Source organism: Microvirga sp. TS319 (assembly GCF_041276405.1).
Taxonomy (GTDB): Bacteria; Pseudomonadota; Alphaproteobacteria; order Rhizobiales; family Beijerinckiaceae; genus Microvirga.
The window spans coordinates 1,351,745-1,371,669 of the sequence record NZ_JBGGGT010000002.1 but is presented as its reverse complement, the minus strand read 5'-3'; the positions used below and the strand labels follow the sequence as shown (position 1 = coordinate 1,371,669).

12 protein-coding genes are annotated in these 19,925 nt (G+C 63.0%); 2 read left to right on the top strand and 10 right to left on the bottom strand.

All coding sequences use genetic code 11. The features are described 5' to 3' along the window. Nucleotides 1-47 precede the first annotated feature (47 nt). The 3 genes from AB8841_RS15955 to AB8841_RS15945 all read right to left on the bottom strand — a co-directional run bounded on the left by AB8841_RS15955 (nucleotide 48) and on the right by AB8841_RS15945 (nucleotide 8,868). Nucleotides 48-2,147: a response regulator gene (locus AB8841_RS15955; protein ID WP_370436810.1), complete on the bottom strand. Its 2,100-nt coding sequence runs from the start codon at nucleotides 2,145-2,147 to the stop codon at nucleotides 48-50. Beyond that, nucleotides 2,144-7,714 (bottom strand): HAMP domain-containing protein, encoded by a 5,571-nt coding sequence (locus AB8841_RS15950; RefSeq protein WP_370436809.1) that lies wholly within the window; start codon nucleotides 7,712-7,714, stop codon nucleotides 2,144-2,146. Before AB8841_RS15950 ends, AB8841_RS15955 begins: the two co-directional genes overlap by 4 nt. A 227-nt stretch (nucleotides 7,715-7,941) precedes the next feature. After that, entirely contained in the window at nucleotides 7,942-8,868 is a 927-nt protein-coding gene (locus AB8841_RS15945; RefSeq protein ID WP_370436808.1) for a LysR family transcriptional regulator, read from the bottom strand. Nucleotides 8,869-9,094: 226 nt separating this feature from the next. On the opposite strand from AB8841_RS15945, the gene AB8841_RS15940 reads away from it, so the two are divergent. Continuing rightward, nucleotides 9,095-10,468 carry a pyridoxal-phosphate dependent enzyme gene (locus AB8841_RS15940; protein ID WP_370436807.1) on the top strand — a complete coding sequence of 458 codons (1,374 nt, stop codon included), beginning with the start codon at nucleotides 9,095-9,097 and terminating at the stop codon, nucleotides 10,466-10,468. Next, nucleotides 10,468-11,628, top strand: coding sequence for a cystathionine gamma-synthase (locus AB8841_RS15935; protein WP_370436806.1), 1,161 nt, complete (start codon nucleotides 10,468-10,470; stop codon nucleotides 11,626-11,628). Before AB8841_RS15940 ends, AB8841_RS15935 begins: the two co-directional genes overlap by 1 nt. 201 nt (nucleotides 11,629-11,829) lie before the next feature. On the opposite strand, the gene AB8841_RS15930 is transcribed toward AB8841_RS15935, so the two are convergent. The 7 genes from AB8841_RS15930 to AB8841_RS15900 all read right to left on the bottom strand — a co-directional run bounded on the left by AB8841_RS15930 (nucleotide 11,830) and on the right by AB8841_RS15900 (nucleotide 19,904). Continuing rightward, nucleotides 11,830-12,099, bottom strand: coding sequence for a hypothetical protein (locus tag AB8841_RS15930; protein WP_370436805.1), 270 nt, complete (start codon nucleotides 12,097-12,099; stop codon nucleotides 11,830-11,832). A 268-nt stretch (nucleotides 12,100-12,367) separates the two neighbouring features. After that, nucleotides 12,368-13,603: a DUF763 domain-containing protein gene (locus tag AB8841_RS15925; RefSeq protein WP_370436804.1), complete on the bottom strand. Its 1,236-nt coding sequence runs from the start codon at nucleotides 13,601-13,603 to the stop codon at nucleotides 12,368-12,370. A gap of 55 nt (nucleotides 13,604-13,658) precedes the next feature. Then, nucleotides 13,659-14,726: a patatin-like phospholipase family protein gene (locus tag AB8841_RS15920; protein WP_370436803.1), complete on the bottom strand. Its 1,068-nt coding sequence runs from the start codon at nucleotides 14,724-14,726 to the stop codon at nucleotides 13,659-13,661. A gap of 200 nt (nucleotides 14,727-14,926) precedes the next feature. Continuing rightward, nucleotides 14,927-16,534 (bottom strand): phytoene desaturase family protein, encoded by a 1,608-nt coding sequence (locus tag AB8841_RS15915; protein ID WP_370436802.1) that lies wholly within the window; start codon nucleotides 16,532-16,534, stop codon nucleotides 14,927-14,929. Between the two features lie 44 nt (nucleotides 16,535-16,578). Continuing rightward, nucleotides 16,579-17,367, bottom strand: coding sequence for an amino acid ABC transporter ATP-binding protein (locus AB8841_RS15910; RefSeq protein WP_370436801.1), 789 nt, complete (start codon nucleotides 17,365-17,367; stop codon nucleotides 16,579-16,581). A 46-nt stretch (nucleotides 17,368-17,413) separates the two neighbouring features. Beyond that, a complete protein-coding gene (locus AB8841_RS15905; protein WP_370436800.1) occupies nucleotides 17,414-18,388 on the bottom strand; it encodes an amino acid ABC transporter permease in 975 nt (324 codons plus the stop codon). A gap of 229 nt (nucleotides 18,389-18,617) precedes the next feature. Continuing rightward, entirely contained in the window at nucleotides 18,618-19,904 is a 1,287-nt protein-coding gene (locus tag AB8841_RS15900; protein ID WP_370436799.1) for an NAD(P)/FAD-dependent oxidoreductase, read from the bottom strand. Nucleotides 19,905-19,925: the final 21 nt, after the last annotated feature.

Here is a 19,925-nt window from a genome sequence, read left to right as displayed (position 1 = left end):
AAGTGTTGAATCGACCTTCCCCGGCAGGACGACAGCGGCACACCGACTCAAACGGACGCGGCAGCCCGCATCGGGATGATATTTTTCCCCAGAGGCTGAGGCTTGTCCAAGAGGGACTGGATTTTTTCTGCAAGATCCGTTGCGCGATAAGGTTTGTAGAGGATGTCCACATCCTCGATCGTCTCGTTGCTGTCGACATATCCGGTCGTCAGGAGAACCTGTACGGCCGGCTTCTCGCTCTTGATGATGCGCGCAAGATCGATCCCGCTCAGCCCGCCAGGCATGCGAACGTCGGACAGAACCAATCGCACACGATCGTTCTCCCGCAACAAGGCTGCCGCCTCATCACCTGTCTCGGCCTCGATCACGGTGAAACCGAGAGAGCGCAAGGTCGTGATCGCGACCTGCCGGACCGCGGGATTATCCTCCACGACGAGAACCGTCTGTCCGGCCCCAAAAGGGGTCGCGTCGTTCGCCTGCCTGTCGTTCAGGCTCACAACCTTTCCATGAGCGCGCGGCAGGAGGATGCGGATCGTGGTGCCTTCGTTGGGCGTGCTGTCGATTTCCACTTGCCCATGAGACTGCTGCACGAAACCGTAGACCATGCTGAGGCCGAGGCCGGTTCCCTTGCCGCTCTCCTTCGTCGTGAAGAACGGCTCGAAGACACGCTGCAGAACCTCCGGAGGCATACCGGTCCCCGTGTCCTGAACCGAAATCACGATGAATTCGCCGGGATGATCGACCTTGCCTTCCTCCAGCACTTGCGTGCCGACGGCAATCGAGAGGTCGCCGCCTTCGGGCATGGCATCGCGTGCATTGACCGCAAGGTTGAGCAGGGCCGCCTCGAGCTGCGCTCGGTCCACCTCGATCGGATGGGCGCCCTCCTCGAGCTGGAGGCTGACATTGATACGCTCGCCCAAGGTGCGGCGCATCAGCTCCAGGAGGCCAGGCATCAGTGCGCCGGCATCGATGATCGATACCTGCAAGGGCTGGCGCCGCGAAAAGGCAAGAAGCCGATGCGTGAGGTCGGCGCAGCGTTGCGCCCCCTCCAGGGCCATCCGCACCCTGGTTTCGGCCTTTGCATTGCCTTTGATGGATCTCTGAAGCAGGTCGAGGTTGCCGATCACGACGCTCAGCATATTGTTGAAGTCGTGGGCGATGCCGCCCGTCAGGCGTCCCACGGCCTCCAGCTTGCTGGCATGAAGCAGATTCTGTTCCATCTGCTTGCGCTCAGTGACGTCGAACCACATGCCGAAAAACTCACGCGGCCGTCCGTCGTCGTCATGCATGAGCATGGTCTGATCGAGGAAAAACCGCTCGCTTCCATCCGCACAGGTCCAGCGATATTCCAAGGTGACCGTGCCTCGATCGGTCAACTCCTGAAGCTGGACCAGAACGCGATCCCGATCATCCGGATGAAGGCGGGATAACCAGAAGTCCGGTTTCCCCAAAAAGTCCTGCGGCGAGAACCCGGTGATCCGCTCGATGCTCTCGTTGGTGAAATGCAGCTGCCGGTGGTCCTCCTGAACGGACGCCGTATAAAGGGCGATGGGGAGAGATTCCAGAACGATTGACTGATGCTCCTCGCGGCGACGCAAAGCCTGCTCGGTCTTGAGCTTCTCGCTCCGGACGCGCAGGTTCTCCATCAGCAGGCGTCTTTCCTCTTCTCCCTGACGGCGGATTTCTTCCGTTTTCCGATAGAGGTCGACGAAGATGTCGACCTTCGATTTCAGGATGAGCGGCTCGATCGGCTTGAACACATAGTCGACCGCACCGGCCGAGTAGCCGCGAAAGACATGCATGTCGTCCTTGTTGAAAGCTGTAAGGAACAAAATCGGAACCCGCGAGGACCGGGGCCGGTTGCGGATGAGGCCCGCAACATCATAACCGTCCAGCCGCGGCATCTGCACGTCGAGCAGAATCACCGCGAAATCGTGCTTGAGAACCTGCCGCAGAGCAGCCTCGCCGCAATCGGCTTTGATGATTTCGATCCCGGGCCCCCGAAGGATCTCCTCGACAGCAACGAGATTCCGGGGGTCGTCATCGACCACCAGAATCTTCGCCGGCACGGGATGAGACGCGGCGTGCCCAGAAACCTGAGGTTTCAGACCAGATTCGGGCACGCCTTGTCCATAACGTTCCATCATGTCATCGGGCCAGTCTCTGCTGCTCCATTCGGGTGTGTCTTTCCCTCAGGGACATAAGTGCTTCGACTGAGTTGAACGCGCAAGACAGCGAGAAGTTGATCGATGTCCACAGGTTTCGAGACATAGTCGGTCGCACCCGCTTCGAGGCACTTCTCTCTGTCGCCCTTCATGGCCTTCGCCGTGACGGCGATGAGCGGAATGTCGCGGTAGCGCGGCTCCTTTCGGATCTCCCGCATCGTTTCATAGCCATCCATTTCCGGCATCATGATATCGACGAGGGCGAGGTCGACATCCGGCGTTTCCTTCAGTTTTTCAATACCCTCAAGTCCGTTCTCGGCAAAGATGACGGTGAGGCCATATTGCTCGAGAGCACTCGTCAACGAGAAGATATTGCGCATGTCATCGTCGATGATCAGCACCTTCCGCCCTTCGAGCGTCGCCTCGCCCTTCGGCTCGACAATGATCTGGCTTTCCTCGGGGATGGCGTTGATGGAGCGATGCAGGAACAGGGCTGTGTCATTGAGGAGCCGTTCCGACGATCCCTCGCCTTTCAGGATCACCGTTGCGGCGATCTGCTCGAGACGACGCTCGTCGGCGCGGCTCAGATCCTGCCCCGTATAGATGACGATCGGAAGGTCCTCGCCTCCCTTCGTCCTTCGGATCCGCTCGATGAGCTCCGCCCCCGGAAGGTCCGGCAGCCCGAGGTCCACCACGGCGCAATCGAACCGGCGCGCCTGGATGGTTTCCAATGCTTCCTCTGCGGTGGCCACAGCCGTGATGTCCACCTCCTCGCCCCTCATGAGTTCGGAGATGCTCATGCGCTGGTTGTCGTCGTCCTCGACAAGGATCAGCTTCTTCACCGGCCTGTCGATGAAGTCCTTCGTGCGGTTGAGGGCCGTCATCAGGGATTCGCGATCCACCGGCTTTTCGAGGAAGCCGAAGGCTCCCGCCTTGAGGCCACGCTTCTTCTGATCATCCACGGAGATGACGTGGATCGGCACATGGCGTGTCCGCGGATCATGCTTGAGAAGATCGAGCAACGCCCAGCCATCCATGTCGGGCAGACCGATATCCAAGGTGATCGCATGCGGCTTGTAGCGGTGCGCCAGGGCAAGGGCCGTGGCGCCATCCATGGCGATGAGGCCCTTGAACCCCTGCTCGCGCGCGAGTTCGAGAAGGACGGATGCGAACATCGCGTCATCCTCGATGATCAGGACGACGCGATCACCCGATACGATCGCATGCCTGTCATCGAGCGATGCCGAGAGCGCCATGGGAGCCGATGGCTGGCGCAGAATGGCCGATGGAACCTCTTCGCCTGCTCCGGTCGCCGTTCCGATGCCATTGGTCCGCGCGCTGGAGGCCTGAGCCGGAGCGCTGTGATTGGCGGGGGGCTCGAGCGGGAGGAACAGGGTGAAGGTCGAGCCTTGCCCCGGTGCGCTCGAAACGACGATCTCGCCGCCCAGCAGACGGGCAATCTCTCGGCTGATCGACAGGCCGAGGCCCGTTCCGCCGTATTTGCGGCTCGTCGTGCCGTCCGCCTGCTGGAAGGCCTCGAAGATGATGCGCTGCTTGTCCTCGGGAATGCCGATGCCCGTATCCGTCACGGAAACCGAGATCCACCGACTCCCGGCGCGCAGAGGAGATCCTTCTGCGGACCCGATCTTGAGCCTGACTCCGCCTTTTTCGGTGAACTTGAAGGCATTGGACAGGAGATTGCGCAAAACCTGCTGCAGTCGCTTCGAATCAGTGCGGATCGTGGAAGGAAGGCTCTCATCGATATCGATGATGAAGTCGAGCTTCCGCTCCTCCGCGATCTGGCGGAAGGTGCGGTCCATGTGATTGGCGAGATCCCTGAAGCCGACTTTCGTCACTTCCAGGCTCACAGTCCCGGACTCGATCTTGGAGAGGTCGAGAATGTCATTGATGAGCGAGAGCAGATCCGAGCCCGCCGCGTGAATCGTCTTGGCGAACTCCTTCTGCTTGTCGCTGAGATTGCCTTCCGGATTCTCGGTCAGGAGCTTCGAGAGGATGAGAAGCGAGTTGAGCGGCGTTCTCAGCTCATGGCTCATGTTGGCCAGGAACTGCGACTTGTACCGCGAGGTCAGCGACAGTTGCTCGGCCTTTTCCTCCAAGGCCGTCTTGGCCATGGAAACCTCGCGGTTCTTGCCCTCGACCTCATGCTTCTGGAGTTCGAGCAGGCGCGCCTTGTCTTCGAGTTCCTCGTTGGATTGCTGAAGCGCCTCCTGCTGCTGTCGCAGGAGCTCCTCCGATTGCCGGAGCGTAGCGGCCTGCTGCTCCAGGCGGTCATTGGTGTTCTTCAACTCCTCCTGCTGGCTCTGCAGCTCGATGGTCAGGAGCTGCGACTGCTTGAGCAGGCCTTCCGTCCTCATGTTCGCCGCGATGGTGTTGAGCACGATACCGATCGACTCGGTCAGCTGATCGAGGAACGACTGGTGCGTCTCGGAAAAGCGGCTGAACGAGGCCAGCTCGATGACGGCCTTGACCTCCTGCTCGAACAGAACCGGAAGAACGATGATGTTGAGCGGCGGAGCCTCACCGAGCGCGGAGTTGATGGTGATGTAGTCGCTCGGGGCATTTCCGATGAGGATGCGCTTCTTCTCGTAAGCCACTTGGCCGACGAGGCCCTCCTTCAGGCGGAAGCGGTTGTTGAGGTGCTTGCGCTGCGTGAAGGCATAGGACGCGACGAGCTCGAGGATCGGCTCGCTGTCGTCGGTGTTGACGGAGTAGAACACCCCGTGCTGTGCATTCACCAGCGGAGCGATCTCCGAGAGGATCATGTTCGACACGGTCGTGAGATCGCGCTCGCCCTGGAGCATGCGGGTGAACTTGGCGAGGTTGGTCTTGAGCCAGTCCTGCTCCGCATTCTTGAGCGTCGTGTCGCGCAGGTTGCGGATCATCTCATTGACGTTGTCCTTGAGAGAAGCGAGCTCGCCGGACGCCTCCACCGAGATCGACCGGGTCAGATCGCCTTTCGTCACAGCCGTGGCCACGTCCGCGATGGCGCGCACCTGGGTGGTGAGGTTCGCGGCCAGCTGGTTCACGTTGTCGGTCAGATCACGCCAGAGGCCGGCCGCACCCGGCACCCTTGCCTGGCCGCCCAGCTTTCCTTCGACGCCCACCTCGCGGGCCACGTTCGTCACCTGGTCGGCGAAGGTCGCGAGCGTATCGATCATCTCGTTGATCGTGTCCGCGAGGGCCGCGATTTCGCCCTTCGCATCGACCGCGAGCTTGCGCTTGAGATCGCCTTCCGCAACCGCCGTCACGACGCTGGCGATACCGCGCACCTGACTGGTGAGGTTGTTCGCCATCATGTTCACGTTGTCGGTCAGGTCCTTCCAGGTGCCGCCGACGCCACGTACCTGCGCCTGTCCGCCGAGCTTGCCCTCGATGCCCACCTCGCGGGCCACACGCGTCACTTCCGACGCGAAGGAGTTGAGCTGATCGACCATGGTGTTGATGGTCGACTTCAGTTCGAGGATCTCGCCGCGGACATCGACCGTGATCTTCTTGGAGAGGTCTCCGTTCGCGACCGCCGTCGTGACTTCCGCGATGTTGCGCACCTGGCCGGTGAGGTTCGCGGCCATCATGTTCACGTTGTCGGTCAGGTCCTTCCAGACGCCGCCGACGCCACGTACCTGCGCCTGACCGCCGAGCTTGCCCTCGGTGCCCACCTCGCGGGCCACGCGCGTCACTTCGCCCGCGAAGGAGTTGAGCTGATCGACCATGGTGTTGATGGTGTTCTTCAGCTCGAGGATCTCGCCTTCGACCGCGACCGTGATCTTCTTGGAGAGGTCGCCCATGGCGACGGCGGTGGTGACCTCGGCGATGTTGCGCACCTGACCGGTCAGGTTCGCCGCCATGAGGTTCACGTTGTCGGTCAGGTCCTTCCAGGTGCCGGCTACGCCTTCCACACGGGCCTGCCCGCCGAGCTTGCCTTCCGAGCCCACCTCGCGGGCCACGCGAGTGACTTCGCCCGCGAAGGAGTTGAGCTGATCGACCATCGTGTTGATGGTGTTCTTGAGTTCGAGAATTTCGCCGCGGACTTCCACGGTGATCTTCTTGGACAGATCGCCGTTCGCGACCGCCGTCGTGACCTCCGCGATGTTGCGCACCTGACCGGTCAGGTTCGCCGCCATGAGGTTCACGTTTTCAGTCAGGTCCTTCCAGGTGCCGGCCACGCCGCGCACCTGCGCCTGTCCGCCCAATTTGCCTTCCGAGCCCACTTCTCGGGCCACGCGGGTCACCTCCGACGCGAAGGAGTTGAGCTGGTCCACCATGGTGTTGATGGTGTTCTTGAGTTCGAGAATCTCGCCGCGAACTTCCACGGTGATCTTCTTGGAGAGGTCTCCGTTCGCGACCGCCGTCGTGACCTCGGCGATATTACGCACCTGGCCGGTCAGATTGGCCGCCATCATGTTCACGTTCTCGGTGAGGTCGCGCCAGACGCCGCCGACGCCCTCCACCTGCGCCTGTCCGCCGAGCTTGCCCTCGGTGCCCACCTCACGGGCCACGCGCGTCACTTCCGACGCGAAGGAGTTGAGCTGATCGACCATGGTGTTGATGGTCGACTTCAGGGCCAGAATTTCACCTTTGACGTCGACCGTGATCTTCTTGGAGAGGTCGCCTCTCGCGACCGCCGTCGTGACTTCCGCGATGTTGCGCACCTGGCCGGTGAGGTTCGCGGCCATCATGTTCACGTTGTCGGTCAGGTCCTTCCAGACGCCGCCGACGCCACGTACCTGCGCCTGACCGCCGAGCTTGCCCTCGGTGCCCACCTCGCGGGCCACGCGCGTCACTTCGCCCGCGAAGGAATTGAGCTGGTCCACCATGGTGTTGATGGTGTCCTTCAGCTCGAGAATCTCGCCCCTCACCTCCACGGTGATCTTCTTGGAGAGGTCGCCCATGGCGACGGCGGTGGTGACCTCGGCGATGTTGCGCACCTGACCGGTCAGGTTCGCCGCCATGAGGTTCACGTTGTCGGTCAGGTCCTTCCAGGTGCCGGCTACGCCCTTCACCTTGGCCTGCCCGCCGAGCTTGCCTTCCGAGCCCACCTCGCGCGCCACGCGCGTCACCTCGGAGGCGAAGCTGCCGAGCTGACCCACCATCGTGTTGACCACCTTGCCGATTCGCAGGAACTCGCCGCGCAGGGGACGCCCTTCCGTTTCGAGTTCGATCGTCTGGCTGAGGTCGCCCTTGGCCACGGCGCCGATCACACGGGCCACCTCGATAGTGGGCTGCACGATGTCGCCGATCATGGCATTCACGGAATTGATGCATTCGCTCCAGCACCCCGTCGCCCCGTCCAGCTGACCACGCTCGCTGATGCGACCTTCCTTGCCGACCACCTTGGCAACGCGGTCGAGCTCCTTGGAAAGCCCTTGATTGAGATCGGCAATATCGTTGAAGGCCTCAGCAATCTCTCCGTCGATTCCGATCAGGTCGGATGGCAGGCGCGCCGAAAAGTCCCCTTTCCGGAAAGCGCGCAGGACTTTGAGCAGCAGCCTGGGATCAAGCTGCGATGTGGCAGATTCAACTTGCGGCATGAAGCCCCCTCGTAACACCGTTCCAGGCAACTGACCTGGATCCCCTTGCTCTACGGACATACCGACGGGTGTTCTCACCGCTCTGGACGGATGCCGACCATCGATAACTTAGGGACCAAAGAAAAGTTCCGAAAGGGGAAGGACTCTTTTCAACGCCGTAGGACTCGAATGATCGCTGTGCTGCCCCTCGCCGCAACTTTGAGTTTTTGCGGCCCGCCGATTTCGACCTACGCGCGCTTAAGGCCCCTGTCCCAAGGGGGATTGGATCCGAAGCGCCGTGCGAGAAAGTCCACGAAGGCGCGTACCTTGGCAGGAGGATGACGGTCGGATGGGTAGACGGCGAAAATGCCCGGCAGATCGAGAGGAGGATGGTCGAGGGTCAATGCGATCAGCCGCCCCTCGCGCAGATCATGGCTCGTGATGAAGGTCGGCTGATAGATAAGCCCCTGCCCTGCAACGGCCGCGGCCACCAGGGCATCACCATTGTTGATGCGCAGGTTGCCCTTGATCGGCACCTTCACCCTGCCATCGGCGCCGAAGGACCACCCGTCCGGTCCGACGCCTTGGGAGAGGGTGTAGCCCAGGCAATTGTGCTGCTGGAGATCCGCGACCGTGCTCGGCGTTCCTTTCTCGGCAAGATAGGCGGGAGATCCGCAAAGCACGAGGCGGCACGGCGCGATTCTGCGGGCGACCATGGTCGAGTCCCGCATCCGCCCGATCCGAATGGCCACGTCCCACCCTTCGTCGATCAGATCGACGAAACGATCGTTCAGGCCGAGATCGACCGTCACGGCGGGATGGAGGCGCGAGAACTCGGCCATGAGGGGTGCGACCTCGCGGACGCCGAAAGACAGGGGAGCGTTCACCCTCAGCATGCCCCGTACCTCGACGCGCTCGGCCGAGGCCGCGGCATCGGCCTCCTCGACCTCCGCCAGTATGCGCTCCGCGCTTTCGAGATAGCGTCGTCCGGCCTCGGTCAGAGTCAGCCGCCGGGTCGTCCGGTGCAGGAGCTTGATGCCCAGGCGCTCCTCGATGGCACCGACATGCTTCGTCGCCATGGTCTGTGAAATGCCGAGCGAGCGCGCGGCCGCGGAGAGGCTGCCGAGGGTTGCGACCCGCACGAAAATCTGCATCCCGGTAATGCGGTCGAGCATGGATCTCACTCCAGACAGGTGAGGTTTTATCCGTTCGGCCCGAATTGGCAATGCGAGGAATGAAGTGTCGGCGAACCGGAAAGCGCGCATCGCTCCTTCCAACAAGGAAGCTTCGGATTGAAAGTGCCCGGTGGAAGCCTACAAGTTTCCTCCAGTGACTATAGGCAGGAACGATTTTCACATTTATATAGAAGCGAAGACTTATTATACATAAGGATTATGTTAAATGGCCGCTCGCGGAGCCCTCGACCTGATCGGTCGGACCCCACTTATGGAGGTGACAAGCCTTGATACGGGTCCCTGCAGTCTGTTCCTGAAGCTCGAGAGCGCCAACCCGAGCGGCTCCATCAAGGACCGCCCCGCCCGCGCCATGATCGAGGCCGCCGAAAGGAACGGCAGCCTGAAGGCAGGCGGCACCATCATCGAGGCGACGGCAGGCAATACCGGCGTCGGGCTCGCCCTGGTCGGGGCCAGCAAGGGCTACCGCACGCTCCTGGTCGTTCCAGACAAGATGTCCCGCGAGAAGGTGTTGCATGCCAAGGCGCTCGGCGCGGAAGTCGTCATCACGCGCTCCGATGTCGGCAAGGGACATCCCGATTACTATCAGGACCTCGCCCTGGAGATCACCGGCAAGACCCCTGGCGCCGTCTATATCAACCAGTTCGAGAACCCGGCCAATCCGGCCGCGCACGAAGCCAGCACCGGACCTGAGATTCTCGACGGGATGAACAGCGATGTGGACGCCGTCGTGGTCGGTGTCGGCTCGGGCGGCACCCTGACCGGCATCGGGCGCTATCTCAAGAAGGCCTCACCCAAGACGGCGATGGTTCTGGCCGATCCGGCCGGCTCGATCCTCGCCCCTCTCGTCGAGACGGGCGAGATGACGGAGGCCGGGTCCTGGGCTGTCGAGGGCATCGGCGAGGACTTCGTGCCGCCGAACTGCGATCTCTCCCTGGTCCGGAAGGCCTATTCCATTAGCGACAAGGAAAGCTTCTCGGCGGCGCGCGATCTGCTCCGCAAGGAAGGAATCCTCGCCGGCTCGTCGTCCGGCACATTGCTCGCCGCCGCCTTGCGCTATTGCCGCGAGCAGAGCGAGGCCAAGCGCGTCGTGACGCTCGTCTGCGATACGGGCGCCAAGTATCTGTCGAAAGTGTTCAACGACGCCTTCATGGCGCAGGAAGGCTGGCTCGACCGCAAGGCCACCGGAACCGCGCGCGACGTTGTCATCAACCCCTTCGGCGAAGGCGCGACGATCTTCGTCTCCCCTCATGAGACGCTTCGTTCCGCCTTCGCGCGGATGCGCTCCTCCGACATCTCGCAATTGCCCGTGATCGAGGACGGACGCGTCGTCGGCCTCGTCGACGAAAGCGACATTCTCGATGCTCTGGTGGCGAACGAGAACGATCCGCAAAGCGTCTTCAACAAGCCGGTGCGCGAGATCATGGTCACGCGCCTCCAGACGGTATCCGCCCAAGCGCCTGTGAACGACCTCCTGCCGCTCTTTGCCGCAGGTCTCGTTCCGGTCATCATGGACAGCGACACCTTCGTCGGCCTCGCCACCCGCATCGACCTCATCAACTTCTTCCGGATTCAAGCCTGATGACCACTCGCAACCAACTCGCCTTTTCCACCCGCTGCATCCATGCGGGCCAATCGCCTGACCCGACGACGGGCGCGGTGATGATGCCGATCTATGCGACCTCGACCTTTGCGCAGGAAAGCCCCGGCGTTCACAAGGGCTACGAATACGCACGCTCCCAGAACCCCACCCGAATGGCCTTCGAGCGCTGCATCGCGGATCTCGAGGGCGGCTCCGCCGCCTTCGCCTTCTCGTCGGGGCTGGCCGCGAGCGCCACGGTCCTCGACATGCTGGAGAGCGGCTCGCATATCGTCGCATCGGACGATCTCTACGGCGGCACGCGCCGGCTGTTCGAGAAGGTGCGCAAGCAATCCGCGGGCCTCGACATCACCTATGTCGATCTCAGCGACACGGATGCCGTGAAAGCGGCCCTGCGCCCCAACACGCGCCTCGTCTGGGTGGAAACACCGACCAATCCGCTCCTGAAGCTCGCGGATCTCGAAGCCATCGCACAGGCGGCGCGCGGACACGGCACGCTCCTGGTCGCCGACAACACCTTCGCCAGCCCCTGGGTGCAGCGCCCGCTGGAATTCGGTTTCGATATCGTGATCCATTCCACGACCAAGTACCTCAACGGGCATTCCGATATGGTCGGCGGCGTTGTGGTGGTCGGCCAGAACCAAGAGGTTCGCGAAAAGATCGGCTTCCTGCAGAATGCCGTCGGCTCGATCTCGGGCCCGTTCGACAGCTTCCTGGCCCTTCGCGGCCTGAAGACCCTGTCGCTGCGTATGGAGCGGCATTGCACATCGGCCTTGAAGATCGCGGAATTCCTCGAGGCGCATCCCCAGGTGGACGGCGTGATTTACCCGGGCCTCACCTCCCATCCGCAGCATGAACTGGCCAAACGCCAGATGCGTGGCTTCGGCGGCATCATCACGGCACGCATCAAGGGTGGCCTCGACGGCGCGACGCGCCTCCTGGAGCGCTGCCAGCTCTTCACGCTGGCCGAGAGCCTCGGCGGCGTCGAGAGCCTGATCGAGCACCCGGCGATCATGACCCACGCATCCGTTCCGCCGCAGGTGCGCGCGGAACTCGGAATCGACGACGGACTGGTTCGCCTGTCGGTCGGCATCGAAGACGCGGACGACCTGATCCAAGATCTGCGTTCGGCCCTCGCGTAAAAAGGACTCCGTTCCGCACCCCGTCGCCCTGGGCAGTCAAAGGCTGTTCCGGGATGACGAAGCGGGCATCCTCTCACGTATCGTCCCGGGGCCGCGCGAGCGAAAAGTGGCCCTGGTTTTTCGCTCAAACGATGCGCCATCCAAGGAGTGGGGCATCGGATTCGATCCTAAAAGTGGAATCCACTTTTCCCGTCCGATGCTCTAATGCAGCTTCGAGGTCATTCGCCTGATGGTCGCATCGAGCAGGGCCATGGCCGCATCCCGGCTTGCGGCCGACAAGGCTGACATTCCGACCTCTCCGCGACCGGCACTCGCGGTTTCCAGGACCGCGTAATAGGCCAGATCGCGCTTCGGCCCGCTGGCCTCGCCTTTAAGCGCGCTGATGGCCTCGATGATGCCTCCATGCTGCCCCGCATCGACGAGCTCGCGGGCCTTCTTCAGAATTCCGAGAACTGTTGTCTGACTGTCCATAGCGTCATGCCCCATGCGCAGCCGGTTATCTCCTTGTATGGCTCGGCCGCTCTCGGAGCATGGGGGAAATGCCGTTGCCCGGCAAGCACATGGCACGCATGTGATGTGCGGCGTCTCATCCCACCCGACGCCGATGCGCGAGAGCATCGGACGTGAAAAGTGGATTCCGCTTCTGGGATCGAATTCGTTGCTCCTTCCTAGAGGAACGCATCGTTCTTGGGAACGACCCGGCTACTTCTTCGCACGATGCGCTAGTTCGCACGATGCGCTAGGCCGACGGAGGCGGCTCATCGCCAAAGACGGAACGGCCGCCATAGCGATGGGATTTGGCCCGCTCTCCCTCCACCAGCGCGTCGAAACCGGGACCGCCGGCGACGCTCTCCAGGGTGCGGGCTTGATCGTCGAGCCGCTTCAAGGCGAAAAGCTCATCCTGCTGTCCGAGCTTTGCTTTCTGAACGGCCGATTTGAGCACCCGGATGGTTTCGTCGTAGACCCGGACCGGCACCGGGAAGGGGTGCCGGTCCTTGCCGCCGTGAGCGAAGGAGAACCGGGCCGGATCGGTGAAGCGGCACGGCGCCCCATGAACCACCTCGGCCACCATCGCCAGCGCCTCCACGGTTCGCGGGCCCACGCCGGGGGTCAGAAGAAGGTCGGGAAAATCCTCGGGGCCCCGATCCGCGGCCGCCGCCAAACTGCCGTGCAGACGACGCAGCACCACGTCCTTGGACCGGACATCGTGATGCTCCGGCATGACGAGATGGGGCAGCAGCGGCTGCGGCGAGGGCTCCACCTCCCTCTCGCTCAGAGCCACGAACCGCCGCGCGACGCCGTCCGGCCCGAGCGTGCCGAGGACGTCGATCTGGGCCCGGCGCGAGGCCTCGGCCCGCCGGTCCGTCAGGTTGACGATCCGCCCCTGCCCGACCCCGTCGATCCCCTTATGCGGCTCGTCGACGAAGCTCTTGAGATCCTCCGACAGCCAGTGATACCGGCGCGCCTGCCGACGCGCGTCGTTCATGCCCTGTTGAACGACGGCCCATCGTCCGTCATCGGTGACGATGAAGCCGTGCAGATAGAGGTCGAAACCGTCCTGGATCGCGGCACTGTCGACCTTGGCGACCAGGCGGCTTGCCTGCGCGAGAGCCGAGCCGTCGAAGCCCACGCGCTCACCGATGGCGACGAGTTCTTGCGGCGTCTGTCGCGAATGGCGTCCTCGCCCGCCGCAGACATGGATGCCGAGTTCCCGCGACAGGGGAGTCAGGCCCCGCTTCAAGGCGCCGATCACGCTGGTGGTGATGCCGGACGAATGCCAATCCATCCCCATGACGGCTCCGAAGGATTGGAACCAGAAAGGATGCGCCAGTCGGCGCAGCAATTCATCGCGGCCGTAATGATGAACGATGGCCTCGCTCATCACGGCGCCGAGGCGCGTCATGCGGTCCGCAAGCCATTTGGGCACATGCCCGCCGTGCAGCGGCAGGTCCGCACTGCCTGCTTTTCTCGCCATGAGAGATAAGGCCTTTCGCGGGATCTCGCGATCCGATGTGACGTACCCGAGCTAGCTAAGCCTGGGCATTGGTGAGATCAAGCGTGCTCTCCCGTCCGAGAGCCTCGAAGTGCTCGGCCAGCCAATGGCGGGCGGACGAGCGGCCCAGATTCTTCAGCTTCTTGAAGAAATCCCAGCGCGCATTGAGACGCGATGACGCAGCATAGGCATCGAGCGCGGCGCCACCATGGATGCGGTGCATCAGAACGCGCTTGTAGTCGTCCGTCGAAAGCTTTCCCTGATCGATCAGGCGCCCGACGAAGCCGATGGCGCGCAGTTCATAGAGGAGATTCGCGTTGAAGGTGATCTCGGTCAGCCTGCCCTGAATTTCCTGTGCCGTGCGCGGCGTCGTGCGGCGCTCGATGGGATTGATCTGAACCAGCACGATGTCGTCGGATTCCGCTTCGTAGAAGATCGGGAACAGCGCGGGATTTCCCGTGTAGCCGCCATCCCAATAGGGCTCTCCATCGATCTCCACGGCCTTGAAGACCGTCGGCAGGCACGCGGAGGCCAGGACATGATCGACCGTCAGTTCGGGAGCCGAGAAGACGCGGATCTTTCCCGTCCAGACATTTGTCGCCGAGATGAAGAGCTTCGTCTCCGTGCAGCTCCTGACGCGCTCGAAATTGATCAGTTCGCCAAGCGCATCCCGCAACGGATTGATGTCCAGCGGGTTCAGATCGTAGGGGCTCGTGACATTGGCCCATGCGTCCGTCCAAAGCGGCGCGGACGCCCGCGCCCCGCCCCAATAGCTCAGGAATTGATCGAACAGAGAGCGCTGAACGGGCGAGAGACCACCGTCGAGGCTGACGCGCTTCCAGAATGTCCGCAGCTGCTCCCGTGCGCCGTCGCGCCCTCCCTCGAGCCAGCCCTCCACGAGGACGACGGCGTTCATCGCCCCTGCGCTTGCGCCCGTGATGGCCTCGATGGCCAGACGGCCATCCTCCAGCAGATAATCCAGAACGCCCCAGGTGAACGCCCCATGCGCTCCACCCCCCTGAAGCGCCAGGGAAACGGTCTTCTCGGCGTTGGGCCCGACCAGGCCGAGGAGCTTCGTGGATTGCTTTGCCGCACGCCCCGTCATTCCGGCCTCCCGCGAACCTGCCCAGCGCATCGTGTGGACCCGGCGGGCCGCGCTCGCGAAAAGTGGACCCGGTCTTCCGCACGATGCGCACTTTCCAGGAAGGCAGCATCGGATTCAATCCCAAAAGTGCAAATCCACTTTTCACGTCCGATGCTCTAAGGAGGCTTTCAGTACAAGTCAGGCGGCCGGGATGCAGAATGTCATCTCAGGCGGCGCATGTCGGCCATCATCGCGCGGGCGGCATTGTGGCCCGGGGCCCCCGTGACGCCGCCGCCCGGATGCGTGCCCGCGCCGCACATGTACAGCCCCGTTATGGGCGCGCGGTAATCCGCATGCCCCAGCATCGGGCGGGCGCTGAAGATCTGATCGAGGGTCAGCGCACCGTGGAAGATGTCGCCGCCGATGAGCCCGAACGTGCGCTCGAGATCGAGCGGGCTCATGATCTGCCGGCCGATGACGCTCTCCTTGAATCCGGGAGCATGGCGGTCGACGGTGGTGATCATCAGATCGGCCACTTCCTCGCGGTGATCGTCCCAGGAGCGCCCGTCCGAGAGGCTCGGCTGGACATGCTGGCAGAACAGGCTCGCCACGTGCATGCCCTGTGGCGCGAGGCTGTCGTCCAGGGTCGAGGGAATCAGCATCTCGACGATCGGCTCGCGGCTCCATCCGAACTGCTTCGCATCGTCATAGGCGCGGTCCATGTAGGCCAGAGACGGGGCGATGATGATGCCGGCGGTGTGATGATCCGCGACCTCCCGTCCGGGCAGAGCCGTAAAGCTCGGCAGCGAGGACAGCGCCACGTTCATCCGGAACGTGCCGGAGCCCGATTTCCAGCGGCGCATGCGGTTCAAGAAGTCGGCCGGCAGGGCGCCTTCGGGCACCAACCGGTCGAACAGCAGCCCGGGATGGACATTGCCCGCCACGGCACGGGCCCGGATGGTGCGTCCGTCCTTCAAGACGATACCGGCGGCCCTGCCCTTCTCGACGATGACCTCATGCACCGGCGCATTGGTTTCGATCTCGACGCCGCGCTCGCGCGCGGCTTTCGCCATGGCCTGGGTGATCGCCCCCATGCCTCCGATGGCGTGACCCCACGCCCCCTTCTTCCCGTTCACCTCGCCGAAGACGTGGTGAAGCAGCACATAGGCGGTATTCGGCGTGTAGGGGCTCGCGAAGTTGCCCACGATGGAATCGAAGCCGAACGCCGCCTTCACGCAATCGGTCTCGAACCAGCCGTCGAGATAGTCGCCCGCCGATTTGGCGAAGAGATCGAGCAGCGCCCGCCGGTTCGCCATGGACAGGCCGCGCAGGCGGTTTCCTGTCATCAGGGCCCGCCAGCTCTCCGTCAGCGTCGCGCGCAGGCCACCGGCGACCAGGTTCGGAGGCTGCTGGAGAACGAGGTCGCGCAGCACGTCCGCGATGGCGTCGATTTCGCCGGAATAGGCGTCGTAACGCTCCGCATCCCTGGGGCTGAAGCGAGCGATCTCGGATCGCGTCACGCCCTCCCCGGTCTTCAGGTACTGATCGTTCGGCAGCGGCAGGAAATTCGACAGGCGGCGCTCCACGACCCTGAGCCCGTGGCGGGGCAGATCGAGATCGCGGATGATCTTGGGGTTGAGCAAACTGACTGTGTAGGAGGCAACCGAATTGCGAAAGCCCGGATGAAACTCCTCGGTCACGGCCGCGCCGCCCACGACGGAGCGCTGCTCGAACATTTTCACCTTGTATCCGGCCGCGGCGAGATAGAAGGCGCAGACGAGCCCGTTGTGCCCCGCTCCGATGACGACCACATCACAATCGTTGGCCACGCACGCACTCCACTCGTCGCTGTTGTCCGATCCTCGAGCCGCGATCAGTGAAGGATCTGGCTCAGGAACATTTGAGCCCGCGGCTCCTTGGGGCTGGAGAAGAACTCGGACGGGATGCCCTGCTCCACGATCTCCCCGCGATCCATGAACACGACCCGGTCCGCAACCTGACGGGCGAAGCCCATCTCATGGGTGACGACCGCCATGGTCATGCCTTCTCCGGCTAGCTGCGTCATGGTGTCGAGCACCTCCTTGACCATCTCGGGGTCGAGAGCCGAAGTCGGCTCGTCGAACAGCATGATGTCGGGCTGCATCGACAGAGCCCGCGCGATCGCCACGCGCTGTTGCTGGCCGCCGGAAAGCTGCGAGGCGTATTTCTGGGCCTGATCCGGAATGCGGACCTTGCCGAGATAGTACAGCGCCCGCTCCTCGGCCTCCTTGTGCGAAACGCCGCGCACGAGCCGCAGGGCCAGGGTGCAGTTCTCCAGCACCGTGAGGTGCGGAAAGAGGTTGAACTGCTGGAACACCATGCCGACCCGTTTCCGCACGGCCTCGACCGCTTCGGGCTTGCGCGTGAGCTCGACGCCGTCGACGACAATCTGCCCTTCCTGGAAGCTCTCGAGCGCATTCACGGTCCGGATGAGGGTCGACTTTCCGGAGCCCGAGGGACCGCAGATCACGAGTTTCTCGCCGCGGGCAATGGTGAGATCGACATTCTTCAAGGCCTGAAAGCTGCCATACCATTTCGACAGATTTCGGATCCGAACGGCAGGAACGGTTCCGGCCGTCTCGGGGGTCGTTTCGACGAGAGAGAGCTTCCTGTTCTGGATCACGAGTAGATCTCCTCTCGTAAGTGACCGGTCTCGATTGCGCCGCTCGTCATCGGACATGGGCCTTGTTGAAGCGGCGCTCGATGCGCGCCTGGATCAGCTCCAGAACGATCGACAAAATCCAGTAGATCAGCGAGGCCGTGATCATCATCTCCACGTGGCGGAACTCGGTCTGTCCCTGCGTGCGGGCGAGATACATCAGCTCCCAGACCCCGACCACGGATACGAGCGAGCTGTCCTTGAGCATGGCGATGAACTGATTGCCGGTCGGCGGAATGATGATGCGCATGGCCTGGGGCAGGATGATGCGCGTCAGCGTATCCCGGGGCTTCAACCCGAGAGCCCGCGAGGCCTCCCACTGGCCCTTGGGAATGCTCTCGATGCCGGCGCGGAAGATCTCGGTCATATAGGCGCCGTAGCAGAGCGACAGCGCCAGGATGCCGGCGGGCACCGCATTGATGACGTATCCGAGCTGCGGCAGGCCGAGATAGATCATGTAGATCTGCATCAGCAAAGGCAGGCCGCGGAAGAGCGAGGTATAGAAATTCGCGATGCCCAGCGCGATGCCGTTGGAGGACAATTTCGCAACGGCGCCGATCATCGCCAGAACGGACGCGATGACGATCGAGATCGCCGATACATACAGGGTCGTCACCAGGCCCTGCGTCAGGAGAAAGCCGATCTTGCGGCGGATGAACTCGAAGCTGAGATCGAACGAATAGAAGAACAGCAGGACGAGAAGCGCCAGCTCGACCCAGACGACATAGACCTGATGCTTGAGGCTCAACCGCATCACCACGGCGACATTGACCGCGACGACGGCGGTCACGATGAGAGCGACGATTAGGTTCGCCGCCAGGGGCGACCCTTCCGCAAGGCCGAACAGGCCCGCAAGCGCCTGGCCCAGCGACGTCGCCCCCGCCTGCGCGTAGAGAAGAACGCCGAACAGCAGGCCGAGGCCCGGACCATAGACGGACGGCCGCGACAGCAGCCTGGGGTAATCAACGTTGTCGGCGTAATGCATCGGACCCTTCTCTCCCCAATCTCACAATGCGCGCTGCATCGGCTTGCGCGCTGCGCCGAAACATGCCCGACAGCATCGGGTGTGAAATCGAACCCACATGCGATGCTGTCAGCCTATGGTCCCGAGCATCTTTTCGCGCAAAACCGGTTCCCACTTCCCGCGTTCGATGCTCTCCTTGCTTGAGCATCTCTTCACGCAAAACCGGTTCCCACTTCCCGCGTTCGATGCTCTAGGCCGACTTCCGCTCGCGCAGGAAGTCCGACGCCTGATAGGCCCAGTAGGTCAGCTGGACCGCCGCGCGCCCGGCGATCCAGCCGTTCCAGGCAAGACCGAAAGGAGAAAACAGCTTGTAGCGGTCGCTCTCACCCGCGATCGCCTCCGCGATCACGCGCCCGCCGATGGACGTCGTGTTGAGGCCATGGCCGCCGAAAGCCGTGCAATACCAAACTCCCGGCTGCAGGCGGCCGATCTGAGGCATCATGTGCCGGGCATAGGACATGAGGCCCGACCAGACGATCTCGACCTCCAGATCCTTCAATCGCGGATAGGTGGAGACCATCGTCTCGTGAAGCAGGCGGCCGAGAAGGCGCGGCTCCGTCGTGCGGGTCGTGATCTTGCCACCCCAAAGAATGCGCTCGCCTCCGTCGACCACACGGTAATAGTCGCCGGCGCGACGGTCGTCGCCGATGGCCGCATCGGTGCGGATGGCGCTCGCGATCAGCTCGCGAGCGGGCTTCGTCAGCATCACATAGGTGGCGATCGGCAGGTAGCTGCGCTGGAGCTGCGGCACCAGGCTGCCCGTATAGCCGCCCGACGCGATCACCAGATGATCGGCTTCGACGGATCCGTGCGCCGTCTTGGCCACCTTGGTCGCGCCGTTCAATGCGGTCGCGACGACGGCGGAGCCCTCGTACACGGCTCCCCCGAGCCGCTCGATTTCCGCAGCGAGCGCCCGCGCATAGTTCAGGGGATGGAAATGGAAGGCGTTGGGATCGAACAGAGCCTGGTAGTAGCGCGGAGAGACGAGCATCTGCCGCACCTCGTCCCGGCTCTTGAACTCGACCTTGTAGCCGAATTCCTTTTCGAGCCAGTCCTGATGCGCCTTGAGGTCGTCCGTCGCCTCGTAGCGGACGGCTCCCATGATGCCGTGGGTCGGCCCCGCGCCCTCGATGGCGAGGCTGCGAACGTTCGCGAGAACCGCTTCCGCGCCCTCGATCGAGAGACGATGCAGCTCCTTCGCATGGTCTTCGCCGACCATGCGCCGGATGTTCTTGTAACGGGCGGCCCAGCCGGGGCTGACGAATCCGCCGTTGCGGCCGGAGGCTCCCCAGGCGATGCGGTTCGCCTCCAGAACGCAGACCTTGCGGCCTTTCCGGGCGAGTTCGAGAGCCGCCGTCAGGCCGGCGAGCCCCCCACCCACAACACAGACATCGACCTTGATGCCTCCTTCGAGCAGCGGTCTCTGGACGGCGTTCGGACCGAGCGCTCGACGATAGTAGGTTTCGATGTAGGACATAATGGGTCGTGTCGTGTTGCG